The 25426-nt window shown below is 35.2% G+C and carries 30 protein-coding genes; 6 read left to right on the top strand and 24 right to left on the bottom strand.

Going from position 1 to position 25426, the window contains the following annotated elements:
• Positions 1-147: 147 nt before the first annotated feature.
• From FC37_RS01385 to FC37_RS01345, 10 genes are all read right to left on the bottom strand, one after another.
• On the bottom strand, positions 148-327 hold the full coding sequence (locus tag FC37_RS01385; protein ID WP_025005067.1) for a hypothetical protein: 180 nt from the start codon (positions 325-327) through the stop codon (positions 148-150).
• A 117-nt stretch (positions 328-444) separates the two neighbouring features.
• Positions 445-1194, bottom strand: a complete 750-nt coding sequence (locus tag FC37_RS01380) for a hypothetical protein (protein WP_056945452.1) — start codon at positions 1192-1194, stop codon at positions 445-447.
• A gap of 19 nt (positions 1195-1213) precedes the next feature.
• On the bottom strand, positions 1214-1693 hold the full coding sequence (locus tag FC37_RS01375) for a hypothetical protein (RefSeq protein WP_025005069.1): 480 nt from the start codon (positions 1691-1693) through the stop codon (positions 1214-1216).
• A gap of 188 nt (positions 1694-1881) precedes the next feature.
• On the bottom strand, positions 1882-2808 hold the full coding sequence (locus FC37_RS01370) for a glycosyltransferase family 2 protein (protein WP_025005070.1): 927 nt from the start codon (positions 2806-2808) through the stop codon (positions 1882-1884).
• A 1-nt stretch (position 2809) separates the two neighbouring features.
• Positions 2810-3211, bottom strand: a complete 402-nt coding sequence (locus FC37_RS01365; protein ID WP_025005071.1) for a GtrA family protein — start codon at positions 3209-3211, stop codon at positions 2810-2812.
• Between the two features lie 214 nt (positions 3212-3425).
• Positions 3426-4247: a helix-turn-helix domain-containing protein gene (locus FC37_RS01360; protein WP_025005072.1), complete on the bottom strand. Its 822-nt coding sequence runs from the start codon at positions 4245-4247 to the stop codon at positions 3426-3428.
• A 9-nt stretch (positions 4248-4256) separates the two neighbouring features.
• On the bottom strand, positions 4257-4565 hold the full coding sequence (locus tag FC37_RS10660) for a hypothetical protein (protein WP_236697255.1): 309 nt from the start codon (positions 4563-4565) through the stop codon (positions 4257-4259).
• A 30-nt stretch (positions 4566-4595) separates the two neighbouring features.
• On the bottom strand, positions 4596-4949 hold the full coding sequence (locus FC37_RS10655) for a hypothetical protein (RefSeq protein WP_233187202.1): 354 nt from the start codon (positions 4947-4949) through the stop codon (positions 4596-4598).
• 53 nt (positions 4950-5002) lie between these two features.
• Positions 5003-5809 (bottom strand): helix-turn-helix domain-containing protein, encoded by an 807-nt coding sequence (locus tag FC37_RS01350; protein ID WP_025005075.1) that lies wholly within the window; start codon positions 5807-5809, stop codon positions 5003-5005.
• A gap of 137 nt (positions 5810-5946) precedes the next feature.
• On the bottom strand, positions 5947-6537 hold the full coding sequence (locus FC37_RS01345; protein WP_025005076.1) for a DUF3232 domain-containing protein: 591 nt from the start codon (positions 6535-6537) through the stop codon (positions 5947-5949).
• Between the two features lie 131 nt (positions 6538-6668).
• On the opposite strand from FC37_RS01345, the gene FC37_RS01340 reads away from it, so the two are divergent.
• On the top strand, positions 6669-6854 hold the full coding sequence (locus FC37_RS01340) for a hypothetical protein (RefSeq protein WP_236697254.1): 186 nt from the start codon (positions 6669-6671) through the stop codon (positions 6852-6854).
• Positions 6855-7017: 163 nt separating this feature from the next.
• Here the strand turns inward: FC37_RS01340 and FC37_RS10380 are convergent, their stop codons facing one another.
• From FC37_RS10380 to ezrA, 10 genes are all read right to left on the bottom strand, one after another.
• Positions 7018-10287 carry an SEC10/PgrA surface exclusion domain-containing protein gene (locus FC37_RS10380; protein WP_025005077.1) on the bottom strand — a complete coding sequence of 1090 codons (3270 nt, stop codon included), beginning with the start codon at positions 10285-10287 and terminating at the stop codon, positions 7018-7020.
• Between the two features lie 139 nt (positions 10288-10426).
• Positions 10427-11206: a helix-turn-helix domain-containing protein gene (locus FC37_RS01330; protein ID WP_025005078.1), complete on the bottom strand. Its 780-nt coding sequence runs from the start codon at positions 11204-11206 to the stop codon at positions 10427-10429.
• Positions 11207-11212: 6 nt separating this feature from the next.
• Positions 11213-11992 (bottom strand): helix-turn-helix domain-containing protein, encoded by a 780-nt coding sequence (locus tag FC37_RS01325; RefSeq protein ID WP_025005079.1) that lies wholly within the window; start codon positions 11990-11992, stop codon positions 11213-11215.
• Between the two features lie 137 nt (positions 11993-12129).
• On the bottom strand, positions 12130-12525 hold the full coding sequence (locus FC37_RS10650) for a hypothetical protein (protein WP_236697253.1): 396 nt from the start codon (positions 12523-12525) through the stop codon (positions 12130-12132).
• A gap of 152 nt (positions 12526-12677) precedes the next feature.
• Positions 12678-12956: a helix-turn-helix domain-containing protein gene (locus FC37_RS10645; RefSeq protein ID WP_025005081.1), complete on the bottom strand. Its 279-nt coding sequence runs from the start codon at positions 12954-12956 to the stop codon at positions 12678-12680.
• Between the two features lie 14 nt (positions 12957-12970).
• Positions 12971-13681 (bottom strand): pseudouridine synthase, encoded by a 711-nt coding sequence (locus FC37_RS01310; RefSeq protein WP_025005082.1) that lies wholly within the window; start codon positions 13679-13681, stop codon positions 12971-12973.
• Entirely contained in the window at positions 13671-14516 is an 846-nt protein-coding gene (locus FC37_RS01305) for a helix-turn-helix domain-containing protein (protein ID WP_236697252.1), read from the bottom strand. Before FC37_RS01305 ends, FC37_RS01310 begins: the two co-directional genes overlap by 11 nt.
• 87 nt (positions 14517-14603) lie before the next feature.
• Complete coding sequence (gene thiI / locus FC37_RS01300) at positions 14604-15821, bottom strand: tRNA uracil 4-sulfurtransferase ThiI (RefSeq protein ID WP_025005084.1); 1218 nt, start codon at positions 15819-15821, stop codon at positions 14604-14606.
• A complete protein-coding gene (locus FC37_RS01295; RefSeq protein ID WP_056945451.1) occupies positions 15821-16981 on the bottom strand; it encodes a cysteine desulfurase family protein in 1161 nt (386 codons plus the stop codon). The genes thiI and FC37_RS01295 overlap by 1 nt, the downstream gene beginning before the upstream one ends.
• 90 nt (positions 16982-17071) lie before the next feature.
• On the bottom strand, positions 17072-18781 hold the full coding sequence (gene ezrA / locus FC37_RS01290) for a septation ring formation regulator EzrA (RefSeq protein WP_025005085.1): 1710 nt from the start codon (positions 18779-18781) through the stop codon (positions 17072-17074).
• Positions 18782-19063: 282 nt separating this feature from the next.
• Here ezrA and rpsD point away from each other — a divergent pair, with 282 nt between their 5' ends.
• From rpsD to FC37_RS01265, 5 genes are all read left to right on the top strand, one after another.
• The gene (gene rpsD, locus FC37_RS01285) at positions 19064-19675 is read left to right on the top strand and encodes a 30S ribosomal protein S4 (RefSeq protein ID WP_025005086.1); all 612 of its coding nucleotides are present in this window, start codon (positions 19064-19066) and stop codon (positions 19673-19675) included.
• An 89-nt stretch (positions 19676-19764) separates the two neighbouring features.
• On the top strand, positions 19765-20232 hold the full coding sequence (locus FC37_RS01280) for a YueI family protein (protein WP_025005087.1): 468 nt from the start codon (positions 19765-19767) through the stop codon (positions 20230-20232).
• Entirely contained in the window at positions 20232-21545 is a 1314-nt protein-coding gene (locus tag FC37_RS01275; RefSeq protein WP_025005088.1) for a replication-associated recombination protein A, read from the top strand. The genes FC37_RS01280 and FC37_RS01275 overlap by 1 nt, the downstream gene beginning before the upstream one ends.
• Before the next feature lie 306 nt (positions 21546-21851).
• The gene (locus tag FC37_RS01270) at positions 21852-22133 is read left to right on the top strand and encodes a hypothetical protein (RefSeq protein WP_025005089.1); all 282 of its coding nucleotides are present in this window, start codon (positions 21852-21854) and stop codon (positions 22131-22133) included.
• Between the two features lie 67 nt (positions 22134-22200).
• On the top strand, positions 22201-22665 hold the full coding sequence (locus tag FC37_RS01265; RefSeq protein ID WP_014919062.1) for a universal stress protein: 465 nt from the start codon (positions 22201-22203) through the stop codon (positions 22663-22665).
• A 66-nt stretch (positions 22666-22731) separates the two neighbouring features.
• On the opposite strand, the gene FC37_RS01260 is transcribed toward FC37_RS01265, so the two are convergent.
• The 4 genes from FC37_RS01260 to mreB all read right to left on the bottom strand — a co-directional run.
• A complete protein-coding gene (locus tag FC37_RS01260; protein ID WP_056945450.1) occupies positions 22732-23925 on the bottom strand; it encodes an FtsW/RodA/SpoVE family cell cycle protein in 1194 nt (397 codons plus the stop codon).
• Between the two features lie 21 nt (positions 23926-23946).
• Positions 23947-24174: a DUF2969 domain-containing protein gene (locus FC37_RS01255; protein ID WP_025005090.1), complete on the bottom strand. Its 228-nt coding sequence runs from the start codon at positions 24172-24174 to the stop codon at positions 23947-23949.
• An 8-nt stretch (positions 24175-24182) separates the two neighbouring features.
• Positions 24183-24476 carry a membrane protein insertion efficiency factor YidD gene (yidD, locus tag FC37_RS01250; RefSeq protein ID WP_025005091.1) on the bottom strand — a complete coding sequence of 98 codons (294 nt, stop codon included), beginning with the start codon at positions 24474-24476 and terminating at the stop codon, positions 24183-24185.
• A gap of 13 nt (positions 24477-24489) precedes the next feature.
• The coding region (gene mreB, locus FC37_RS01245) for a rod shape-determining protein (RefSeq protein ID WP_056945449.1) at positions 24490-25426 on the bottom strand (937 nt) is incomplete at its 5' end.

Here is a 25426-nt window from a genome sequence, read left to right as displayed (position 1 = left end):
TTTTTCTCTATATATTTAGAATAGCGTTTTCATGGCTCATAAATCAAATACTTATTTAACAATTGAAAAATAACAAAGTTGTTATTACGGTGAATTAAAAAGACCTATGTACTAAAATTTCAATAGTACATAGATTCTGTTAATCGTTTATCTTAAGCTAATTTTTCTTTGTTTTACAAAAATACCATACACAATCAGTTCGATCCAACCCAAAATACTGATCACTAGCAATACTTTAAACCAAATCGGCGTCATAAACTGCAAACTAGCGGCATTCTTGCCTTTCCTTGCTTTGATAATTGACTGCGTAATAGTATTTTGCTTCATCTTAGTTTGGAGCTCCCCATTCAAAGTTAAGCGAGATTGATGATACATCACAATTGGCAAAGTTTTCAGCTTTGCTTTTTTACTATGCCAAGTAAGGATCAGCTTACTGCCTTGAACTTAGTAATGATAATGCTTAGCTTGATTCAAAATCTTCTTTTGATATGTCGCATTTGAAGCATGCTTAGTATATGGCATATAATCTGGCTCAGTATGGTTAATGGCCTCAAAGAGCTGATCATTATTGGTATAACGCAAAATGTGTTGCAACTTTTTGCGGTGTTTCGTAATTTTGCTGTAAGTTTGAATAATTACTACGTGATGTGGATCCAAGAATTCTAATGCTCTAGTTCTATTAGTCGTATAATTAGCGGCAAAGTTTTGAGCAAATGCTAAAACTAATCCCATAATCACCAACATGTTAACTAACTTGATATTTTTCTTCATCAAATTAATCATTGAAATTCCTATTCCCAGTAAAAGCAATGGCCATGCACCCACTGTTAATCGGTAAGGAAACTGCAGTGAAGAAGTTAACTTAGGAAAAACTGCTTGGATCTTAGCCCATGGCATCAGATACGATGAAATCAACAAGATGAATAATCCAACAACGGTAGTCAACGTATTAACAACCGATTCTCGCAAATGCGTCAATACATAGATCAGTTGAAAGACAAGAAGTAAAATCAGCGAGAATAAAAGAAATCCATGAATATTAGTGAATTTCTTATACTTAATGACATGATAATACAAGTTATATCTATTGGGCATTGAAATCTTATTATTCCAAAATAAGACTAACAACGCGCCCCAGATATTAGCTGTTAATACCGGCGTTGTGCCAACTGCCTTGAAGAAATCAATAATCATCTGCTTCTTTTCAGCAGTTTTAACTAGAGCATAAATGGCAAAAGGGACAAGCTATGAAAATAGTCGATAGCAAGTGTACTTGAGCAATCAATGCCATGATTAAAGCTAAACTCAACCAATGAATTGGTCGTTTTTTATCTTCAATCATATAAAGTACTTGCATCATAGCATACGGAGCAAGTGCTGCACCCCACGCCATAAAGTTGAAACGCAGAATTCTCGCAACAATCCCAAATTGCAAATACAATACAGCAAGTAAAATGGCGATAACTTCATTGACCTTTGCCTTCAAAGCCAATCGATACATTCCAATTCCGGTGATTAAAAATACGATAAAAATTACTAGAATCTGGAAATTAAACCAATTACGAACTAAAAGCAATAACAATCCACCCGCATAGGCTAAAAACGGTCCATATACGGCATTAAAAATTCTCCCAGAATGACCAAAGGCAAAATTAGTTTGAAAATATGAGAAATTTCCAGTCTTAATCTGCATGCTCGTATCGTAGAGTCTCTGGAAATGTAGCAACGCATCGCTGGTTAAAAGAACTGAATGCGTTAAAATTTGACTCCTGATCATCATATAAATTACAAGCAAAATAATGATATAAGGGCAAACACGCCAGCCTACTTTATCCCAATCTATCTTTTTTATATTGACTTCTACTTTTATTTTCCCTTTTCTTACTTTTCTTCCTTAATAATGTAAATTGGTCGATTCTTCACTTGTAAATAAATTTTACCAATATAGCGTCCAATAATTCCGATACAAAGCAGCTGCAAACCACCAATTAATAAAATCACGGAAACCAAACTAGCCCAACCAAAGATACTAGATCCTGGATTGATAATTTTTCTGACAATGACAAAAATCATACCAGAAATCGACAATATAAAGGAAATTATCCCAATCCAAACTGATAAATTTAAAGGTGCTTGTGAAAAGTCGGCGATTCCACTTAATGCATACTTGAATAGCTTCTTGGTCGTCCAATCAGTATCGCCAGCAACACGCTTTACATTATGGTATTCAAGATATTTAGTTTTAAAACCAACCCAGGAAAAAATTCCCTTAGAAAAGCGACTATACTCGGGTATTGACAAAACGGCATTAACCATCTGTCGTGTCATCATGCGATAATCCCGTGCACCTGAAACGATCTCGGTTTTAGACATTTTATTAATCACCTTATAAAATTGATCGCTCAAAAATGATTTAAATTTACTCTCCCCCGTGCGATCAATTCGACGACACCCTACCGCATCATACTCACCAGATTCAAGCAGCTGGTACATTTTCGGTAAAAACTCAGGCGGATCTTGTAGATCTACGTCTATTAAGACTACATAATCTCCCTTAGCAGCTTTAAGACCTGCATAAATTGCTGCTTCTTTGCCAAAATTTCTTGAAAAAGAAATATAATGTACGGCTTCATTTTCTTGGTGCAGCTTTTGCATCTCCTGCAAGGTATGATCACGAGAACCATCATCGACAAACCAATACTCGGCTTTGACTGGCATATCATGCAATACTTTTTGCACCGCTGGATAAAACAGGAGTAATGACTCCTGCTCGTTATAGCACGGCACCACAATTGACAATTTTTTCATTCTACTTCCCGACTTTTCTAAAAGTAATTATTTTATTAATAATAAACTGAATTAGTGTAGCAACAAAAGTCGCTACCGCCTTCACGATTAAGTGAGGGTAACCTAGTTGTGTAACAAAGATAAATAAGGAAACTGTGGTAAAAACAGTGGTGATTTGACCGACAAAAAAATACGAAATGAACCGTAATAAAAGTCGGTCGTGTACCTTGAAATTAGTATACGAATTCCAAAAGAAATTATTAATTATTCCGCAAGTTGAGGAAATAATATTAGCAATTTCTACATTCATCTTGAAATGCGTCAAAATCGTGTAGACTCCAAAGTCAACAACTAGCCCTAACCCCCCAATTAAAACGTATTTGACTAATTGGATGAAACTCTCTGAATAGATTATTTTTTTCATTCTCTAAACTCATTTTCCTATTTTCAGTATCCAAAGTGACAAAGGATAGTTATACTACTTCTATCTTTGAATACCGGGCTTTTTCTTAATTTAAAGCACAAACATTTCTATGATACTAAAAGAAACGCAATTAATCATAAAATCTTCCAAATTGAAGATTTTATTTTTTGTGTGCATTGAAAAAACTGCCTAAATTTGACCTAGACAGTTTGCACTACTTTTTAAAAGTATCTTCAATTAACGAGACACAACCACTCTTTTTTAGGACATCAATAACTTCCTTCGCAGTTTTGGCATCCCCGTCAAAGACCGCCTCATAATATGTGCCGAGCACACTATTAATCCCAATAGCTCCATCAACCGGCAATTCGCGTAAAAATTGAATCGCGCGATCGGTATATTTTTTACTAGCATTCTTATGAAAACAACAATTCAAGAAATTAACGACAATTATCGCAACAAACTGTAAAGTGAACGTATCGGTGGCCGGATTTTTCTCATATGAACGAAATGCGGAATCAACTAATTGATAGGCATCATCAATATCTAAAAAGATCACAGCTTGACTCAAATAATGATAAGCCGTCCTGTTCCAATCTTCATCCATGATGACTGCCTTTACCTTTCTCTTCAGTTCGGGACTAATCCGTTTGTCTGAATGAAGTACCCAGGCATAGGCATTCTCTAGTCTAAACTTAAGCCAGAAACTAGGCGGACATGTACCTCCTCGATTTGCTATTTTGGCCGCAATTTCATCCAGCTTTTTCAGATCTTTGCGATTTTGAGCAAAACTAATTTGATTTATCAAATCAAAATCAGGATCAGTTGTATTATCAGAATTATTAACTTGGCTAAAAAAACTTCCAACATCAAAATGATGCTTTGATAAAATTCTGATCAACAAATTCGCATCAATTTCATGAATATCTCTTTCTACCTTAGAATAAAATGATTCTGAGATAATTCCAGCAGCCATCTCTTCTTGCGTCAATCCAGCATGCAAACGGGTTTGTTTTAACGCCTCACCAATTGTCATTTTCTGCCTCTAATTTCTAACTAATAAGTTTGCTATTTTATCAGCACCTTCTTGATCATGGTTAACTAATCTATTATAATACTCCGCTGCTATTCTATGAATTGCAAAATTAGTTGTTTTAGGCAGTTTTTGCAAAAAAGCAATTGCATTCTTAATTTCACTGTTTTTAGTTTGACGCTTGCAGCAAATCTCCAAATACTTAAGAGCGATCTGTGCCGCCAGTTGCATAGATCGTTCATTTGTTTTTTTACGAATTACTTTATGAAAAATAGTTTCGACCAATATCTTTAAATCAGATAATTCATACAAATCTAGCATATGAAGTACTAACCAAAGATTCTCAGAATTTCAGTTATCTTCGTTCAAAAAACTATAGCTAAATTCTCTATCTCTTTCATCTAAATTGTTGACGCCGTTCAACCGATTAATTAATATCCGTACTACTTTCTTCATTCTCACATCAGCGAATTTAGTATTAATATAAAGATCTTGCAGAGTAACCACATCTTCATTTAAATACGCCGTAGTAATCCGATTCTGCAAAATTTCAATATCAGTTGATGTCGTCCCAAATCCTCGTAAAAAATCTGCTACCGGAATTCGATGATAATGCAGCAATTTGACTAAATCATTAACGTTAATTTCACTACAATCATTTTCTACTCGAGAATAAAATGAGCGATCCAATATTCCCTCAGTCATCTATTCTTGCGAAAAATGTAATGACTTCCGCACTTCTTTTAGATGCGCGCCAATCATTTTGATCCTCTATTAGCTTGCGGCAACATATCAATGTATCTTTGATAACCACAAATTTGTAAAAGATCTGTTATGCCTTTAGCCATTTCAAGATTTTTGTCTATCAAAGCCGAATAATATTTAATGATTAATTTATGAAACATAATTTCAAAGTCATTAGGTATTTTATTAGCAAAATTCAAAGTCTTTTTTGCTTCCGCAAGATGTTTTTCTCTATAAGCACGGTCAAGATAACCAATCAATAAGTTCATTAGTGATATAACTACCTGAGGATTATCTAGATCCAGCTTTGAAAAATGAGCAATAATATAACTCATCAACGGAGTAAATTCACTAAATTGATACAAAGGAACGCTAATTGCCAAATCCCAAAAGTCCTGCTCTTTTAGATCAAGATCTATTAAATTAGTTTTTAATTGCTTACGAATTGAATCTGGCATTTTAATTGAACGATGTTCTAATGTTGCGATTATCAACTTAGTTTTAAAATACAATACATCATTTTTAGAAGACAGAGTTTTTTCTATCTGATGAAGCTGATCAAGATCGCGATCATTAAATGCCGAATAAATTTGTCTTTGCAGCTTAAGTTCTGGCATCCCTTCATTATCAAAAGTCTTAAAGAAATCATTCAAAGAGATATTATTAGCATTCAACATTGCGATTAGTTTGTTGATAGTGATGGCATTCTTGTCTCTTTCAACCTTAGAATAAAAAGATTCACTGACAATTCCCGCACTCATTTCTTCCTGTGTTAAACCAAATAAAAGTCGTGTTTTCTTAAGTTGTTGTCCGATCGTCATATTTGCACCTCATTTTCTTACTTTATATAGTATTTGGTTTTTCTATAAAAAGCTTGAAATCTTCTGTATAGAAGATTTTTCCATGAAAGCGCAAAAAACTGAGAATCTGTCATGAAAACAAATTCTCAGTTACTTGATTATTTACTAGACTTAACAACCCCACAAACATCCTCACAACAAAACTTCACGATTGCTTGACCATAATCAGTACGATCAGGATCATCTTTTGAACTGACTGAAAATGGAGCTTGGTGCGCTTTTTCAGCTAAACGATTCATGATCTTGATGTCGGACAAACAAAAATTATGAATATTGGTGCGATGCTGATCCAAGTTTTCTGCTAAAACACGGTAATCTTGACCGTCCATTTCATTACGCCAAGCGGCCAATTGATCATTGAAGCGCAACACAATTAAAGCATATTCTTTGAAATGTTCTCTAGCTGGCACAATTACCGGTTCATTATTGTCGGGATCTTTTTGCAAATAATCTAAGGTAGCTTGATTAAATGAAACATTTTTGCGTTCAATAATTTTGTTTAATTGCTCATACACATTTTGAGTATAAGCTTGAATGATTTCATCAGTATCAGTTGGATTATCAATCAGTTTTAATTCTTTCAATAACTTTCCTGCTTGCAACAATTTTTTGAGAGGATCGACAGAATCTTGAAGATTAAACATGATTTCGTCAACTTTTTTGAGTTTTTCGATTTCTTGTGTTGTCATTTTAGTATGCTCTTTCGTGAAGAAATAATTGTCATAACTCTTTTATAGTATAGCAAATTCATCCTGCACTTTATTCTCACATGCTATAATTAGGGAACTTAAAAAGGACAAAAAAGAATGGTGGGATCGTTATGAAAATCAATGATATTTTAGATCAAGAATTAAAAAATTCTGAGTTTGCAAAAGAATCTTACGCTGACAAAGAAAAATCTGCTAGTGCGATTGCACTATATAAAGCCCGTGAAGAAGCAAGATTAACGCAGACCAATTCAGCTGAGCGAACAGGGGTTTTCACAATCTACTATTGCACGAATTGAACGAGGAGATAATGTAACTTTTGATAAATTAGCCGAAATTGCTCATTCAATGGGGAAACAAATTCAAATCAAATTTATTTAAAATAGATACCATAATAAATATACAAAAAGAACATTAACCAATTTCGGTTAATGTTCTCTTGCTTTATTAGCTAAAATTCAACTATTTCTTCAAAGCTAATTTCTTAGCTGGAATCCAGTTATTAGTACCAGCAATCTTGTAGTAGGTCTTACCATTGATCTTAACCTTTTCGTTGAAAGTATAAGTATGGTTTGGACGTGCGTAATGCTTGTTAAACTTACCTGAACGATTGTAAGCTCTGACCTTCTTGTTGCCCTTGAGTCTAGCTTTGAAGTGGACTGCATGAGTAGTAATTTCAAAGTTTGCTACCTTAACGAACTTGTTTCTGCCGATCTGGTAGTATCTCTTGCCATTAATCTTAACGATCTTGGCATTCTTCAAAACTTTAACCAGCTTATCGCGCTTAATCCATTTAATGTGCAAACCTTTTCTGATCAATTTACCGTGCTTGTTGTAAACAAAGGCATTGTGAGTTAAGCGGATCTTCTTAGGAGTAGTAGAAATGTCATCAGTCTTAGTCTCTGGGGTTGCTTCTGGGATCTTAACAGGTTCTTGCTTATCTGTCTTCTTAGTCTCTGTTAGACCTGAAGTAATGATTGATTGAGCATATTCAGCATCCAAAATATCTTGCAACTTTTGTTGAGCCTTGGCAAGTGCATCTTTAGCTGCTTGCAATTTAGCAACTGCTTCATCGTATGCTTTTTGTGCTGCGACTACTTTGGCGTCGGCCTTATCTTTGTTGGTCTTCAAGTCGCCATTCAAGACTTCATTTGCATCGTCATAATTCTTTTTAGCAGTATCATATGCAGTTTGAGCATCAGTTAATGCTTTCTTAGCATTGGCTAAAATTGTTGCTGCATTCTTTAAGTCTTCAACGTGTTGCTTTAATTGATCTAACTTTGTTTGAGCTTGTGTAGCATCTTTAGCTTTTTGATCAGCAACTTTTTGTAATTTTGGAAGATCTACATTTTGAGCTTGATCAAGAGCGTTTTTCGCTTTGGTTAATGTATTATTAGCAGTTGACAATGCATTCTTAGCTTTTTCTTGAGCCTTCTTAGCGGCTTCTAAATTATTAGCCTTAGTTTTATTATCGGCTGTTAAATTACCATAACGTGTTTGGGCATCTTTTTGAGCATTTTTATCTTTTTTAAGTTGTGCTTCCTGAGCAATCTTCTTTCTTTGGGCAGTATCTAAAGCATCATTGGCTTTTTTAATATCTTTGTTCGCTTTATCAATTGAATCTTGAGCACCTTTAACAGCTGTATTTTTATTCTTTAAATCTGTCAATTTTCCACTTGTAATGCCACCTAATCTCTCAGCTTCTGATTTCAAACTAGGAAGTTCATTATTTGCTTGATTTAATTTACTATTTACTTCTTTAATTTGTGATGCATATGATGGAATAATTGTTTTATCAAATTTAGCACCAGAATGAATTTGACTTGGAGCTATATTAATAAAATGCGCATCGATTAGATTAGATTTTCTTTCACTCACTGCAGGAATTACTGCAACATATTGAGCTTTACCAAGTGTTACCGTATACTTTTTATTATTTATAGTTGTACATGATGTTCCTTTTTCAAGTTGTGCAATTGCTTCTGAAAGATCTTTTTCATTTTCTTCAACAACTTGCTTCAATGGAACTTTATGAAGTGGACCACCGTTAACAGACTCCATTACTGTAGCATCTGGATTATGAGCTAATATTTCTTTATCGGATTTAATATCATTCTCAAGAAATTCCGTGAATTGCTTAATACTATTAATTTCATCCTCTGTATAAGCCATTAGATTTAATAAACCTGCAGCATGTGCCATTTCGTATACACCATCAGTTTCGGCATCAGCTTGTGACTTATTATTGTATCCTTTATTACCAAGAATCATCGAATTCAAACTATTATAAATATTTCTCTTCAAATCGTTCATATTTGTAATAGCATCTGAATAGAAGGGTGCTTTGTCTTCATAGTTTTGCCATACATTACTATCAGACTGAGAATTATAATCTAAGCCATTCTCTTTAGATAGTTCATTAATTCCTGTTGCATCGTGCCAATTACCATCCCAGTTACCGTTCTTATAGTCCTCTTTACCCTTTTTAATTATTTGTTTAGTAAAATCAATTGCACCTGGAGTCACTTCATCAGTACTATTTTCACCCAATTGTGATCTTACTTTATTTAATAGGTCAGCAGTAAATAATGATAATTCCTTAATTTGATCATCTGAAAGATTATTGACATCTACTACAGTATCTTTATCTTCCTTTGAACCGATAAAGTGATTATTATTACGAATAACAGTTAAATAATTAGCATCTTCTTCTGGTAATACTCTTTCACTAAAATTAGGATTACTGCTAATATAATCAGCATAAGCTTTCTTATATTTATCAGCATCCCCAACGTTAATATTATTTTGAGTTAAAACGTTTAAACGTGAAATATTTTCATTAATATTTTTAATTTCATCCTTCTTACCAACTAAATTCTTATCTGCTGCATCTGATTCAGCCTTTGCATCATCATATGCCTTTTGAGCAATCTTTTGATTAGTAACAGCTGTATCGTGTGCAGTTTGCGCCGTAGCCAAAGCTTTTTGAGCTGCAGTCTTATCACCATTAGCTTGATTGATAGCATCATTGGCTTCCTTTAATGCCTTTTGAGTCTTGGCGACAGCTTCATTAGCAGCAGCCAATTCTTTTTTAGCTTCAGTAATACCCGTACCCTTTAAAGCATCTTCAGCATCCTTAACAGCTTGATCTGCTTTGTTCTTAGCAGCAGTCTTATCATTTACATCTTGAGTGTCAGTCTTAACATCTTTACCAAGTTTATCAATTTCATTTTGCTTATCTGTTACTGCTTTTTCTGCATTAGTTTTTGCATCGTTTGCGTTCTTTACTACGCCGTTTTGCTTAGTAACAGCATCTTTAGCAGCGTCAACCTTAGCTGAATTGTTAGCTTCATCAGCCAAAGCTTGGGCATCCTTTTCTTTATTTTTGGCGTCAGTCAATGCCTCATTCTTTTGGTCAACAGTCTTCTTTAATCCATCGACCTTGTTGCTTTGCGTTTTGTAGTCAGCGTCTGGCTTTTCGGCATCTTTTTTAGCTTGATCCAAATCGCCTTGAGCTTTGTCTACGTTGCCTTGTTCAGTCTCAACTTTCTTTTTTGCACTAGCAACATTAGCCCTAGCAGCCTCTTCTGGTGTTTGTGCTTTTTGAGTAGTCTTAGTATCATTAACCGCCTTAGTATCAGCCTTAACTTCATTATTCACATTGGCATTTGCCAATACTAAACTTGCTAATACTGCTGCTGCAGCACTTGTAACTTTAATCTTCTTATTCATTTTAATGTCTCCACTTATCAAAAAAATAAATAACAAATATTGACATCTTTATCTTAGTTTCGAAATTTCAATCGCACAATCTTATCTGCAAAATTGAAATTAAAAAGTACAAATTTAATTTTTTACTAATCTCATCTCCCTAATTTAAGCTCAAATAGTTCTCATAACCACACGCCTTAATCAAATCCAAAATCTCTTCAGCATCTACCTTTTTCTTATTTAGCAAGGCTTCATAATAATCTGCAATCATTTTTGCTAATCCAAATTCAATCTTATCTGGTATCTTTCGCAAAAATCGGATTACCTTTTTGGCCTCATACCTGTTATTCTGCTTATAACAAATATTCAAATAACGCACGGCGATACTGGCAATTAACTGCAGCTGACGATCCTCGATCTTCTCATTCTTAGTAAACTTTGAAATGAGCGCATTGATTATTCCTTCCAAATTGGAATACTTATACAAATACAAGGTATGAAAGAAAAACCACAAGATATCATCGTTCCATCTTTCAACTTGCCAAACGTTATATCTTAGTTTTCTTTTATCTTCATCGGGAAAATCCTGACTTTCACCTTTAAGCTCAGCCAATAACCAATCTATCAATCGCTTCATTTGCAAATTAGTCGACTGCTTTTTTATTTTCTCTAATTTTTTATGATCGCGTGCAAAATATGCATTAGTAATTAAATCCTGCAATTCTCTTCTTTTAATTCCTGAATCGTCAACATCTTTAAAAAACTTAAGTACTGAAATCTTGTTTTGATTCAGAATTTTGATTAAACTGCTAGCCCTAATTGCATTGGACTCTTTTTCTATTCGCCAATATTGCGACTTGCTAATTATTCCAGCAGCCATTTGTTCTTGCGTCAATCCATGCAAGTTTCGCACTCGATGTAATCTCTCACCAATTTTCATAATTCATCACCTTTGCGGAAGCCAGGCTAGATAATTATCGTAGCCGTTCTTCTGTAATACTTTAGTTATCAAATCTAACCGTTTCTGATCATGGTTAATTAAAGCTTGATAGTATATAGTCACCAATTTATGAAACATAATAACGGGATTCGTTGGCAGTTCTTTTATAAACTGGATAGTTTGCAAAACTGAGCCGAGATCATTTTCTTGATACGAACGCCCCAAGTAACTCATCATTACATTCACCAAGGCAACCAATGTTAAAGAATCATTTAGACTGATACTATTTTTGTTTTCATAGATATCTGTAATTAAAATCTTTATCTCACTTGTATCGTATAAAGACATAAAACTAGCCAAATTCCATAATGCAGTTTCATCCCATTTACCTAATCTTCCAAAATTGCTTTTTATTTTTCTCTGGGCATCATCAGAAAGATCAGCTTTCTTATTTGTCAAAGTAGCTATAACTGCTGTCAATTCTGTCTTAAAAATCGGCTCATCTTTCTGTTCTTTTTTCAACCAGGCTACATTGCGATTATTAATAGCCGATCGAATACAATGATATTGAATTTTGCGTTGCATTGACTGATCAAACACACTAAAAAAATCACGCACAGAAACATGATTTTGCTTCAAAATCGCTAACAGGTCATCAATATTAATTTCACTTTTTCCATTTTCTACTCGAGAATAAAAAGATTCTGTTACCGCGCCAGCGCACATTTGTGTCTGCGTTAAATTTAAGGAATCTCGTATTTCTCTTAGTTGTTCTCCAATAGTCATACTTTTTTCCTCATTTGTTTCATATTTTTAATATATAAACACTTGAGATAAAAGTCTCGAAATCTTCCAAAACGACTATTTTTATTAAAAAAATCACACCCCTCAAGCTAAAAAAGATTAAAGGATGCGATTATTATTTATTCATCAATTTCAACATCATCAATTATTGACGCATAACCACAGTCTTGAATAATTGATTTTAAAGATCTGGCTTTCTGTTCATCACCACTAAAAACAGCTTGATAGAACTTGCCTATCAACTTTTCCAATCCAATTGCAGGATCTACCGGCAATTCTTGCAAAAACTTAAATGTACTTTCCGTATAACTCTTATTAGCATGTTGATGATAGCAACAATTCAAATAATTTATCGTAATAAAAGCCATAAACTGCAAAGTAAAGGTATCGGTAGCTGGATGTTTACGATATGCAGCATAAGCAGCCTCCACTAACTGCTTTGAATCATCAACATCCAGGAAAATTACTGCTTGACTCAAAAAATGATAAGATGTCCGATCCCAATTTTCATTCAAAACCAGTTTCTTTATTTTTTTCTTCATTTCAGGAGAAATTTGATCATTTGAGCGTAATGCCCGAGCATAAGCTAATTCCAACTTGAATTTAAGCCATAACGGAGCCTGTACCTCCCCATTTTCAATTTTTCGCTTAATTTTATCCAGCGCTTTTACATCTCTTTTACATCTCTTTTATTTTGAGCAAAAGTAATCTCACTAGTTAATTCAAAAAAAGGTCCAGCAGACGACTGATTATTAATTTGTGCAAAAAATCCAGTAACATCAAAATGATGAACCGACAAAATTTTAATTAAAGTTTCTGCATCAATTGCATGCACACCACGTTCAACTTTAGAATAAAAAGATTCACTTACAATTCCTGCCGCCATTTCTGTCTGACTCATTCTCGCATGCAAACGCCGGCTTTTTAATGCTTCACCGATTGTCATCTATTTATTCCGTCCTATTTAATTTTGTTTACTTCATCTAAACTCAATTCAATATAATTACCGCGCTTTAAATCCTCCGGCAATTTCAAATTTCCCATCGAAATTCGTTCAAGTTCAACCACTTTCATCCCTACCGCACCAAACATGCGCTTAATCTGATGATATTTTCCTTCACGAATTTTGATTTCAATTTCAGAACTATCATGTTCTTCATCCTGCGCCAGAATCTTCAACTCTGCTGGCTTAAGCTTAGTTCCATCCCCTAAAGTCATTCCACTAGCAAAAGTTTTCACAGTTTCGTCATCAGCTACGCCTGCAATTTTCGCGCGGTAAATCTTATCAACGTGCTTATTAGGAGCAAGCAATTCATGATTTAGTTGGCCATCATTAATAAGCAAAAGCAAGCCAGTTGTATCTTTATCTAGTCGCCCTACTGGCGTAATTCCTTGATATTGATCCTGCGGCTTGAGCAATGAAATTACTGTTCTTTGACTACGGTCTTCAGTTGCCGAAAGTACGCCCTTGGGCTTGTTCATCAAGAAATAATGATATTTTTGATAATTAACCTCTTGTCCATCTACCAATACTTCATCGGATTCCTTAACCTGCTGTTTCGGTGTTTTTACCACATCACCATTTACAGTGATAATGCCTTTTTTAATTAAAACGTGCACTCCTTTTCTAGAGCCGACGTTCATATTAGCTAAATATTTATCAATGCGCATGAGAACCATCCTTTTTAGCAACTGGTACATTCTCCAAACAAAAAGTAAAATTATCTTCCTCCAACAAGCGGGTATAGAAATCTACTTTCTCAGTATCATTATCAAACAAGGTCTTATAAAGTCTGACTATTACTCTATGTTGATAAAAGCTTGCTTCATATGGAATATTTTTATCAAAAAAAGCAAATGTTTCTGCGCATAATTCTTTATTAAAATTGTGTATATACGCATACATTAAGAAATCAATCACTAAATTAGCAATTCCAACTGTATTTGTATAACTTAAGATGTTTTCTGAATTTTTTACATAGCTTTGATAAGCAGTATGAGAAAAATTGAGTACTTGTTCTGGAGTTAGGGCAATAAAAGCCATCCCTAAATATTCATAGTTGAGGAATCCCCAATTATTTCCTTTAGATAAATGTTGTATCTTCTTTTTAACCGGTTCTGATATATCATCAGTTGAATGAGTTATCCAGGCAGTCATTAACTCCAATATATAAGGGATCCAAATATAATATGGTTTACCTTGTTCTTCAGCTTGATCAATCTCCTTTTTTAGTTGACCTAGTTTCTCTAAATCTCGTTTATTAGCACTATTTGCTATTTTATTCGCCATAAAGCTAGCATCCTGTAGACTCTTTTTATGCGGTGATTCCTGGATTGGACCATCCAGCGTTTTGGAGAAGAATTGAACTGGATTAATATGATTTGCTTTCAAAATTTCAATTAAGGTATCAGCATCAATACTATGAATCCCACGTTCAACTTTTGAATAAAACGATTCTGAAACAACTCCTGCCACCATTTCAGTTTGAGTAAGTCCAGCTGCCAATCTACTTTCTCTTAGTAATTTTCCAATCCTCATTATTTTTCCTTTTATACAAAAAATGCCAACAGATCATTCTGTCGGCATAATTTTTTACAACAAGTCTTGATCTTCTTCGATCTTATCGTTGATAAATTTTTCGTTTGGATAAATTGGCATTACTTCAATTCCGTCCATCGCTCTTTGAATCAAGCCTTCAACATCAAGACGAGCTTCATATTCACGAGCCTTATCAAGCTTTGGCTTAGTCTTAGGACGTGGTGGAGCAAAGATAGTACAACAATCTTCAAATGGTTGAATTGAAAGATCAAAAGTACCAATATCTTCTGCCAATTTAATAATTTCAGTCTTATCCATTGTAGCAACTGGACGAATAACTGGTGTAGTTGTCACATCGTTAATAGCAACCATTGATTGCAAAGTTTGTGAAGCAACTTGACCAACAGATTCACCGTTAAAGATTGCCAGACCACCGCGCTTAGCACGAATACGGTCTGCAAGTTGCAACATGAAACGACGTTGCACAGTCATCAAGTAACCTTCTGGCAACTTTTCCTTGATAGTTTCTTGAATTTCAGCAAATGGCACAGCGATAAAGTTAATCTTACCTGCATAATTTGCCAAAATACCAGTCAATTCCTTAGCCTTAGCCAAAGCCTTTTCAGTAGTGTAAGGAGGACTAAAGAAGTGCACCATTTCGATATCAACTCCACGCTTCATTGCAAGGTATGAAGCAACTGGTGAATCAATACCACCACTAAGCATCATTACGGCCTTGCCAGCAGTACCAACAGGCATCCCGCCAATACCATGAAGCAATTGGTTAGAAATATAAACGGCATCTTGACGCACTTCGATTCTAAGTACTAAATCAGGGTGCTTCATTTCAGCCTTCAAGTGATCGATATGATCAAATAAGTAATCACCAACCAAGTTATTAAGTTGATTAGTATCATATTCAAACTTGTGATCACTACGCTTAGTATTAACCTTAAAGGTCATGCCCGGCTTAAAAGTTTCCTGCATTAATTCTAAAGAAGTCTTTTCAATATCTTCTAAAGCTTTAGGAATCTTAATAGCTGGTGAATAGGTTTGAATACCAAACACTTTCTTCAAGCGCTTATCTACTTCCGCAAAAGGTGCGCCATTTAAAACAATATGCATCCGGTCGTGACGAGGATGGAAGTCAATCTGAGGGAAATCTTTTAAGACCTTTTCAACGTTGCTAGCTAAACGATTGATGAAGTCCTTTCTGTTCTTTCCCTTAGTTGAGAGTTCCCCGTAACGGACCATAACTTCTGTATATTCCATTAATTTTCTCCCAAGTGATTAATTTTAGCAAAATGATTATAAATCTTATCAAAGACCTTGATAAACTCATCTGCCTGCTCAAGCGTATTTGTTTCATCAAAACTCAAACGAATTGCGCTAGTAGCAATCTTATCATCAATTCGCATAGAAACCAAGGTGCTGGCTTCATCTGCAGTCTTTGATGCACAAGCAGAAGTAGTTGAGGTATAAATGTCTTGATCTTCTAAAGTATGAACTAAGGTTTCACCACGAATTCCTTCTAATGCAAAGCAAAGAATATGTGGTGCAAAACCGTCGCTTACTGGTGAAAAGATATCGATACCCGGTTTATCTTTCAAATAGTCAACGATCTTAGCCTTAATTGCTGCTTCACGGCTTGCCTTTTCAGGTTCGTTTTCTAAAAGCAAACGAATAGCCTTAGCCATACCTGCGATAGCTGGTAAGTTTTCGGTACCGGAACGAAGTCCCTTTTCTTGGCCACCTCCATCATGAAGCGGAGTAAGCATTTTGCCTTCTTTTTTGTAAAGGATACCAATGCCTCGTGGTGCATGGAACTTATGCGCTGATAAACTTGATAAATCAACTCGTGGTGTAAAGACCCTATCCCAAATATTCTTACCTAAAGCTTGAACATTATCAACGTGGAATTGAATAGTTGGATAATTTTCAAGCAAATCACTGATTTCATCAATTGGTTGAATCGTGCCGATCTCATTATTGACACCCATAATTGAAACCAGAGTAGTATCTGAGTCAATGGCATTTCTCAAATCGTTGACATTAACTCTACCCTCTTTATCAACTGGCAAACGTGTAACGCGCCAACCCAAATTTTCTAAAGTATTAAAGCTATTAGCTACAGAAGCATGTTCTACGCTGGAAGTAATAATATGCTTACCAAATTCACGCTTTTGAATTGCTGTTCCTTTAATTGCAGTATTATTTGATTCTGTACCACCTGAGGTAAAGAAAATCTCATGTTGTTTAACGCCCAACAAGTCTGCAATTTGTTTGCGTGAAGCTTCAAGCATTTGATGCGCACGGTCACCCATCTTATGCAAACTTGAAGGATTGCCCCAAATATTAGTTGCTACCTTATTATAGGTATCTAAAACTTGAGGATCTATTTTTGTTGTTGCACTATTATCAAAATAAATCACGTTCAAAACTCCCCTAATAAAAAACGGTCAACTACTTGACCGTTTAGTGACTATTAGATTTTAGCTTAAATAATGAAAAGCTTCAATTATTTATTCTTTTTGTTCAGAATAATATGCATTTTCAAGTCGTTGATAGCTACCTGGCTCTACTTTTTCAATTGCAGTAGCAATGGTATCCAATGCTTCCTTATAATTATATTCATCGTAAAGTTGCATCGACTTCTTTTGTGCTTGCTTAACCGTATCCTTATCAGCATATTTATTTGAATACTGCATCGTTAACTCAACTAAGTTAGCAGAATTGATAATATCGTCTGCTTCACGCTTAAGTCGTTCAACATCATCAGAAATTTGAATTAATTCGTTAGAAATCTTTTCCATATTAATTCTGACTTGACTTAATTCATCACTAACATGACCAATTTCGTTAACGACTAAAGTATACATTTGAATAAAGCTATCTGGATTCCCTGGCAAACTACGTCTTTCAAGACGGCGATAAACTAATGAAACCTCTTGCTTAAAGTGCTTAATTGAATCATTAGCAACATTTTCTGAATCGTATAGGCCATCAACATCTGTCGACATTTTAATTTGCTCAGCATCAATCTCACGCAAGCGATCTAACATTTCTAACCATGAATCTTGAATTGCAGAATAGACGCCCTTGCCATCAGCTATATTTTGCGTATCAACTGTATATTGGCGATTCATGTTATTAACTTCTTTTTCAAGCTCTTTGCTTTTTTCAAGTTCGCCATGAGTTAATTCATAACTCTCATCAATATGTTGCAATTTCTCAACTAACTTTTTAGATGCCGTTTGCTGGTGAGAAATTAAAGCTAGCATCTTGCTTTGATTCTTTTCGACAAAAGGACGAGCTTTATATTCCTTAGCTAAAATGTCATAAAGGCCATCGATTTCACTAGATATCTTTTTATTTTCGTTAGCTAATTCATCGACTTTTAGTTCTGCCAATAATTTACGAGCACTATCAATCTGATCATGAATGTCTTTAATTCTGCTTAAAACATCAACCTTAGTAATATAGTACTTTTCTGAAATCATCTTCTTATAAACATTAGATAATTCCTTAAGCTGATCTTGGAAAACTACTTCTAATTGATGATAGCTATCTTTGATTTTAGGCAGTTGTTTTTGTAAAGCTGCTAAAGACATGCGAATCTTAGATAAAACTCGCTTAGCCTCTACGTGATCCCCTTGAGATGAAAGATTCTTAGCTTCTTCAAAATCGCTCTCCATTGAAGCAAGTTGATCTTCAATTTGATCAATTGCTGTACCATATTCAAATGAATTAGCTAAAACATCTTTTCTCAATTCACGATAGACTTTAATTAAAGCATCATACTGAATTTGATTTTCTTTATTGGATTCAAGCAATTCAGTAAACACTGCCTTAGTATTGCGAGCATCTTCTAAAGTCGGTTTAATTATTTGCTGTGCTTCTTTTATTTTCTTTCTGGCTTTAAAAAGTTTGTAAGTTGCATTTTCATTTGCCGCTTCTTCAACTAACTTCTTTACGCGTGGCAATTTTTTAGTTGAAGCTTCTTTATAACTCTTACGCCAAGTATTTAATGTGGTTAGACTTTCGCCCGCCAAATCCATTTTATTCAGTCGTTTGATATCATCTTCAAGGTGCATCTCTTCGATTTCATTAAGAGCTGCATCGATTACCTCGACTTCTCGCAATTGCTTACGATTAATGAGCAACATTAAAGCAACGACTACAATAATAAGGATTACAACGGCGACAATAATAATAGTTTGAATTGATGACATTGTTTATCCTCCAAAACTACAATAATTATAACAAAACATAGCCTAAAGATGTGCAAAAGCTGATGTATTTCTTGATTTATTATTCTGAACTCTATATAATACTATTCGTGTAAAATATTTGCAGCAATAAGTGACAAGAACGTCAACATCTTGAAACGCTTAAGTGAACGAGTAACCCGCGCTGCATTGGGCGAAAATGTAAATCCAAGATGCACGAATGTTGAACTTATTTGTAATATTTTACTCCAGAAATTATTATTTTAAATTTTATGGAGGATTTTTATGTCAAGATATACAGGTCCAAGTTGGAAACGTTCAAGAAGATTAGGTATCTCACTTTCAGGTACTGGTAAGGAAATCGCACGTCGTAACTACGCTCCAGGTCAACACGGTCCTAACGGCCGTGGTCGTTTGTCAGAATATGGCCAACAATTACACGAAAAGCAAAAGTTACGTTGGATGTACGGTTTGAACGAACGTCAATTTAGAACTTTGTTCACTCGCGCTGGTAAGATCCGTGAAGGTGAACACGGTACCAACTTCATGATTTTGCTTGAACGTCGTTTGGACAGTATTGTTTACCGTCTCGGTTTAGCTACTACTAGAGAACAAGCTAGACAATTAGTTAACCACGGTCACATCACTGTTGATGGCAAGCGTGTTGACATTCCTTCATACGAAGTCAGCGTTGGTCAAACTGTTGGCTTGAAGGAAAAGTCAAAGAACTTACAACAAGTTAAGGATGCCTTAGACGCAGTTACTGCACGTCCATCATTCGTTTCATTTGACGACAACAAGATGGAAGGTACTCTTGTACGTTTACCAGAACGTGACGAAATGGAACCAGAAATTGATGAATCACTCGTTGTTGAATGGTACAACAAGTTACTTTAATTTTTACATTTTATTTTGTCAAAAACCTTTCCCAATATCGGGGAAGGTTTTTTTGTTACAATTAATAGTAATAAAGAAAGGATGATTTTATGAGTGATGATTTAAGTAAGCGCGTAGAACAAGCTGCGCAAGGAATAACCCCACAGACTAAACCGGATGAACGCCGGCGATATTTAGGTTCACTGCGTGAGCGTGTGTATGTACGCATGAATAATGCTGAAGTAAAAGATTCCAAACTCACTAGTCTTTTCTTACAACACATTGATGATTTTAAAGGCTACACTATTTTGATTAACGGCAATATTACTGATGATGGTTTTCTAGGTGATGTCGAGGCAGCCTGCAGCAAGAAAAATATTCCATTTACATTAGTTAACAATGAAACTGCAAAAACCGGACCCGAAGATTCTGCTGTTTTAGTAGTCTCCAAAAATGCTATTAATCGTCAAAGAATTGAAATTGGACAAGTCTATGCTCCTGAGTTGCCAAAAACTGAATTAGAAGCGCCTAAAAAGAAAGAAAGCTTTTGGCATAAACTTTTTCACGGAGAAAAATAATGAAACCATTAGCTTATCGTATGCGTCCACAGACTCTTGATCAAGTTGTCGGACAGCAACATCTAATTGGACCTGGTAAAATTATTCGCCGAATGGTTGAGGCTCGTCTTCTATCATCAATGATTCTTTATGGCCCTCCTGGCATTGGCAAGACCAGTATTGCGAGTGCTATCGCTGGTTCTACTAAATATGCTTTTCGAAAGTTGAACGCAGCTACTGACGGAAAGAAGCAATTACAGCAAGTAGCCGCAGAAGGGAAAATGAGTGGCACCGTCATTTTATTATTAGATGAAATTCACAGACTCGATAAGACAAAACAAGACTTTTTATTGCCTTTGCTTGAGTCAGGACAAGTCATTTTAATTGGGGCTACAACGGAGAATCCATATATTTCAATTTCCCCTGCTATTCGTTCACGTTGCCAAATTTTTGAGCTAAAGCCTTTATCTGCTCAAGATGCATCGAATGCCATTGACCGCGCTTTAACGGATAAAGAAAATGGCTTAGGCAATTATCATGTCGAGCTGACGGATGATGCACGTGCCCTTTTAATCGAAAAAGGCAATGGAGATTTGAGATCTACTTTAAATTCATTGGAACTTGCGGTTTTGTCTACCAAACAAGAATTAAAAGATAATCATCAAGATACAGACTCTATTGTAATTACTCAGCAAGAAATGGCTGATTCTATTCAAATGAAGGTGCAGAATTTTGATTCTTCTGGAGACGGACACTATGATTTGGTATCTGCTTTTCAAAAATCAATTCGCGGTTCAGATACAGACGCAGCATTGCATTACTTGGCAAGATTAATCGAGTCTGGCGACTTAATTTCAATTTGTCGGCGTCTCTCCGTCATTGCTTACGAAGATGTGGGACTAGCCAATCCTAGCGCTGCAGAACATGCTATATTAGCTATTCAAGCTGCTCAAACGCTGGGCTTTCCAGAGGCGCGTATTCCGCTCGCTAATGCCGTAATTGAGCTGACTCTTTCTCCTAAAAGCAATAGTGCTATTACTGCCATAGATCGGGCAATTGATGACGTTAAAAACAAAAATATTGGCTCTATTCCCGCTAATTTAAAGGATGCGCATTATGCTGGTGCTAAAAAGTTAGGTCATGGAGTTAATTATATTTACCCTCATGATTTTGAAAATGATTGGGTCGCCCAACAATACTTGCCAGACAATCTTCTGACTGCAAGTTACTTTACCCCGAAAGGAAATTCTAAAGTCGAAGAAAGGTATAAGCTAATTTATCAAAAATTAAAGAAGATGCAACGCGATAATTTGAGCAAACATCACAATAGATAGCGCATTCAATATTATTGACAAACCTAATCTGATTGCGTATTATAATAAGTGATCTGAGTTGATCGACAAGCTTAAATGTATAAAGTTGACCGATCAAACTAGAAGACGTGGGAGTTAGCAAATAACTACCGAATCGGAATACTGTCTTGTCACAGGATCCATATTCGCTGCGATGTTAGCTCAAATTTTGAACACTGCGGGTTCAACAAGCGTCATTATGCTTTGTTTAGTCAACTCGGATTTCTTTTGAATATCAGGAAAGGCGGTCTTAAATGGCCGTCTTTTTATGTAATGAGGTTAAAATAAATGATAATTAAAATTGTAATGATTGTTTTTATTCTACTCTTGCTTTTAACTGCTTGGTATATGTGGCACAGACGAAATGGACATTTTTTAATCTATGACGTAGGCGGTAATCCTCACCTAACCAACATTTTAAAATGGACTTCTATTGCTTTGATCGCAGAGAGCGCAATCGGAATTATCATTTTATTTATGGATAATAAATATCTTAACTTGATCACACTATTCCTTGCCTCTCTAACCATTTTGACCTTTAGTCTTTTAATTACAGATTCCAAAAAATAAAAATATAAACCTTCTAATAATAGATGAAATTTTGGTAAAATAGATATCAGGAAGAGGTGTTTAGACAATGCTTTCACAATATAAGAATATTCAAGTTTCCGTTGATGGTTCTAAAGAAGCCGATTTAGCTTTCAGCAAGGCAGTTGCTATTGCCAAACGCAATCATGCTACATTAGAGATCTTACATGTCATCGATACTCGTTCTTTCCAAAATGTTTCAAGTTTTGACTCAGCAATGGTAGAACAAGTTTCTAAAGATGCTGAAAAGAGAATGAAGGATTACCAAGCACGTGCTAACAAGGCCGGTGTTACTGATTCTCATTATTCAATCGAATTTGGTTCACCTAAGACAATCATTGGTCATGATTTCCCTAAGAAACACAATATTGACTTAATCGTTGTTGGTGCAACTGGTTTAAACGCAGTAGAACGTTTATTAATTGGTAGTGTTACAGAATACGTAACTAGAACTGCTAAATGTGATGTTTTAGTATGTCGTGCCAAAGAAATTGCTAATGCGTTAGAAGGCTAATTTTTATATTATTAATCAAAAAAGGTATTTAAGTTTTTAAGCTTAAATACCTCTTTTATTTATATTCTAGAAATCACCAGCGGTGCTAAACATGTAGTCTCGATTATGGAATTTCATTGATAAAATCAAACCAATACCAATCATGTTCCCTACCAAGGCTGAACCACCTTGAGAAACAAATGGTAAGGGAATACCAGTCAATGGTAATAAATCAATGTTCATACCAATATTTTCAAATACGTGGAATAAAATCATCATAATAACACCCGTAGAAATGTATGAATAAAATGCATTTCTAGTATTAAATGAAATTTTAACCATTTGAATAATCAGGTATAAATAAATTAAAATCAAACTTACACAGCCTACAAAGCCAAAATTCTCTCCAATTACGGAGAAAACCATGTCAGACCCACGAACTGGCACATATACGCTTGCTTTACCAAAGCCATTACCAAAAAGTTGTCCTGACCCAATTGCCTTCATACTTTGCCATAACTGGTAGGCACCTGATGATGTATCACCTGATGGATTAAGCCAAGACTTAATTCTTTCAAACTGATATGCTTGAAAGAAATGACTTAAAAACGCTTGCCCACCTGGCGTTACCACCATTAGAATAACTGCAATTGCTCCAATGATGACTATTCCATATAGGGGAACAATAATCTTCCACGATATACCAGAAACTAAAACTACACCACCAACAATTGCGATAAATACTAGCATAGTACCAAAGTCGTTCTGCAACTTTAATAAAATCGCTACGGGTGCAAGCCATGCAACTATTTTACCTAACAATAGCCAATCTGATTTAATGGTATGACCATATTTATCGTTATGATCCTTAACTACGCGTGCCAACATCAAGATAAATGCTGGCTTCATTATTTCAGATGGCTGAAAAGTAACAGGTCCTAACTTGAACCAACTCTTTGCCCCAGTATCCGCTGCAACACTACGATTATAGAAGAACAAAACCGCTATTAACAAGAATATTCCTATTCCGAAAAATATTGGTGCTATCTTAAATAATTGCTCTGCATCAAACTGCATTACAATTACAACAATTACAATAGAAATCAAATACCATAATGCTTGCATAACTACAGCTTTAACAGGTGAACCAATGTGACTTGGATCTCCAAGTGCAGCTATATAGATACAATATAGACTGATTAATGCCAATAACGCCACAGGAATAATTATATTCCATGCTAATCGGTCAATTAGACTTGTTTTGTTTTCAACTTTTGCCATTAAATAATCACTACTTATATTTTATTTTTCATGCAATGTAAAGTATGAAAGTAAGTCATTAATACTGCTTTCTAGACTGTTAGCAAATAATACATTGCTACTCTTAGTCGTAGTAGCGCGATAACGACCTTCAACTTTTTCGATTAAACCAATGGACTTCTTGTTAGGAATAATAACTTCCCAAGTTGGTAAATTCTTACCCTTAAGTTCATTAACTTCAATATCAATATTTTCTAACTTTTTAGACATAAATCCTCCTACTTGCTATCCGGGTGAAACTTAGATGCTATAATCTCATCTTCGTATCTTTCAGGATGTGGATTTCGAAAAACAGTAAAATTATCAGGAACTGGGTCCACCCCACCGCGTATAAATGGGTTACATCTTAGTATACGACTAATTCCCATAATTAGCCCTAAAATTGGTCCATGTTTTTTCAAAGCATCAATCATATAACTAGAGCACGTAGGATAATACCTACAACTCGGTGGAAATAATGGCGAAATTAGAGTCTGATAAATACGTACGATAAAAATCAAAATCTTTCGCAAGTAATCTCCTCACTTAATGTCGTTGATGTTTTTCAATATTCTTAAGCAAAGTACCAGTACCTAAGGCTACAGCTTCCAAGGGATGGTCAGCTGTTAAAACTGGGACCTGCAAGTAATATGATATCAACTTATCAATATTCTTCAATAATGCTCCACCACCAGTAAGCATGATACCACGATCAATGATATCAGCTGAAAGTTCTGGTGGCGTAGTTTCCAATACTTCTTTAGCTGCTGCAATGATTGACATAAGACCATCTTGCAAAGCATGCTGAATTTCAGGGGCAGTAACTGTAGTTTGTCTAGGTAAGCCATCAACTACATCACGACCACGAACCTTAATTTGTTGATCTTCATCAGGTTCAAATGCACTACCGATTTCAATCTTGATTTGTTCAGCAGTTCTTGAACCGATCAATAAATTATGTTTATTCTTAATATAGCTAATAACCGCTTGATTCATACGATCACCAGCGTAGCGAAGTGAACGTGAGGTAACGATTTCCCCCATGGACAAGACAGCAATATCAGTAGTACCACCACCGATATCAATAACCATATTACCTTGTGGTTTAAAAATATCAAGTCCTGCACCTACTGCAGCTACCTTAGGTTCGAAATCAAGGTAAACCTTACCGCCACCTGATTTTTCTGCTGCTTGAATAATAGCCTTTTGTTCAATCGAAGTAACTCCTGTAGGAGCACAGATTAAAATATTAGGCTTAGACATAAAACCTTTTACATTTAATTTTTCAATAAAGTATGACAGCATTTCCTCTGTAATATCGAAGTCCGCAATTACACCGTTCTTCAAGGGGCGAATTACGCGAATATTACCTGGGGTTCTTCCTACCATTTCATATGCCTCTGAGCCAACTGCTACTACTTTATTTGTATCAGTATTAACAGCAACTACAGATGGTTCATTTAAAACAATCCCTTTTCCAGAG

This window comes from Lactobacillus gallinarum DSM 10532 = JCM 2011, assembly GCF_001434975.1.
Lineage (GTDB): Bacteria > Bacillota > Bacilli > Lactobacillales > Lactobacillaceae > Lactobacillus > Lactobacillus gallinarum.
This window is presented reverse-complemented; position numbering and strand designations above follow the sequence as displayed.

What these genes read in the sequence shown, in the direction of transcription:
- FC37_RS01275 (WP_025005088.1), top strand. Translation starts at nt 20,232, where the DNA reads ATGAAACCATTAGCTTATCGTATGCGTCCACAGACTCTTGATCAAGTT.
- FC37_RS01375 (WP_025005069.1), bottom strand. Translation starts at nt 1,693, where the DNA reads ATGCAGATTAAGACTGGAAATTTCTCATATTTTCAAACTAATTTTGCC.
- FC37_RS01255 (WP_025005090.1), bottom strand. Translation starts at nt 24,174, where the DNA reads ATGTCTAAAAAGTTAGAAAATATTGATATTGAAGTTAATGAACTTAAG.
- FC37_RS01280 (WP_025005087.1), top strand. Translation starts at nt 19,765, where the DNA reads ATGAGTGATGATTTAAGTAAGCGCGTAGAACAAGCTGCGCAAGGAATA.
- FC37_RS01370 (WP_025005070.1), bottom strand. Translation starts at nt 2,808, where the DNA reads ATGAAAAAATTGTCAATTGTGGTGCCGTGCTATAACGAGCAGGAGTCA.
- FC37_RS01360 (WP_025005072.1), bottom strand. Translation starts at nt 4,247, where the DNA reads ATGACAATTGGTGAGGCGTTAAAACAAACCCGTTTGCATGCTGGATTG.
- FC37_RS01385 (WP_025005067.1), bottom strand. Translation starts at nt 327, where the DNA reads ATGAAGCAAAATACTATTACGCAGTCAATTATCAAAGCAAGGAAAGGC.
- FC37_RS01350 (WP_025005075.1), bottom strand. Translation starts at nt 5,809, where the DNA reads ATGACGATCGGACAACAACTTAAGAAAACACGACTTTTATTTGGTTTA.
- rpsD (WP_025005086.1), top strand. Translation starts at nt 19,064, where the DNA reads ATGTCAAGATATACAGGTCCAAGTTGGAAACGTTCAAGAAGATTAGGT.
- FC37_RS01380 (WP_056945452.1), bottom strand. Translation starts at nt 1,194, where the DNA reads ATGATTATTGATTTCTTCAAGGCAGTTGGCACAACGCCGGTATTAACA.
- ezrA (WP_025005085.1), bottom strand. Translation starts at nt 18,781, where the DNA reads ATGTCATCAATTCAAACTATTATTATTGTCGCCGTTGTAATCCTTATT.
- FC37_RS01325 (WP_025005079.1), bottom strand. Translation starts at nt 11,992, where the DNA reads ATGACTATTGGAGAACAACTAAGAGAAATACGAGATTCCTTAAATTTA.
- FC37_RS10660 (WP_236697255.1), bottom strand. Translation starts at nt 4,565, where the DNA reads ATGCTAGATTTGTATGAATTATCTGATTTAAAGATATTGGTCGAAACT.
- FC37_RS10380 (WP_025005077.1), bottom strand. Translation starts at nt 10,287, where the DNA reads ATGAATAAGAAGATTAAAGTTACAAGTGCTGCAGCAGCAGTATTAGCA.
- FC37_RS01260 (WP_056945450.1), bottom strand. Translation starts at nt 23,925, where the DNA reads ATGGCAAAAGTTGAAAACAAAACAAGTCTAATTGACCGATTAGCATGG.
- FC37_RS01340 (WP_236697254.1), top strand. Translation starts at nt 6,669, where the DNA reads ATGAAAATCAATGATATTTTAGATCAAGAATTAAAAAATTCTGAGTTT.
- FC37_RS10645 (WP_025005081.1), bottom strand. Translation starts at nt 12,956, where the DNA reads ATGACAATCGGTGAAGCATTAAAAAGCCGGCGTTTGCATGCGAGAATG.
- FC37_RS01310 (WP_025005082.1), bottom strand. Translation starts at nt 13,681, where the DNA reads ATGCGCATTGATAAATATTTAGCTAATATGAACGTCGGCTCTAGAAAA.
- FC37_RS10655 (WP_233187202.1), bottom strand. Translation starts at nt 4,949, where the DNA reads ATGACTGAGGGAATATTGGATCGCTCATTTTATTCTCGAGTAGAAAAT.
- FC37_RS01265 (WP_014919062.1), top strand. Translation starts at nt 22,201, where the DNA reads ATGCTTTCACAATATAAGAATATTCAAGTTTCCGTTGATGGTTCTAAA.
- FC37_RS01270 (WP_025005089.1), top strand. Translation starts at nt 21,852, where the DNA reads ATGATAATTAAAATTGTAATGATTGTTTTTATTCTACTCTTGCTTTTA.
- thiI (WP_025005084.1), bottom strand. Translation starts at nt 15,821, where the DNA reads ATGGAATATACAGAAGTTATGGTCCGTTACGGGGAACTCTCAACTAAG.
- FC37_RS01365 (WP_025005071.1), bottom strand. Translation starts at nt 3,211, where the DNA reads ATGAAAAAAATAATCTATTCAGAGAGTTTCATCCAATTAGTCAAATAC.
- FC37_RS01345 (WP_025005076.1), bottom strand. Translation starts at nt 6,537, where the DNA reads ATGACAACACAAGAAATCGAAAAACTCAAAAAAGTTGACGAAATCATG.
- FC37_RS01330 (WP_025005078.1), bottom strand. Translation starts at nt 11,206, where the DNA reads ATGAAAATTGGTGAGAGATTACATCGAGTGCGAAACTTGCATGGATTG.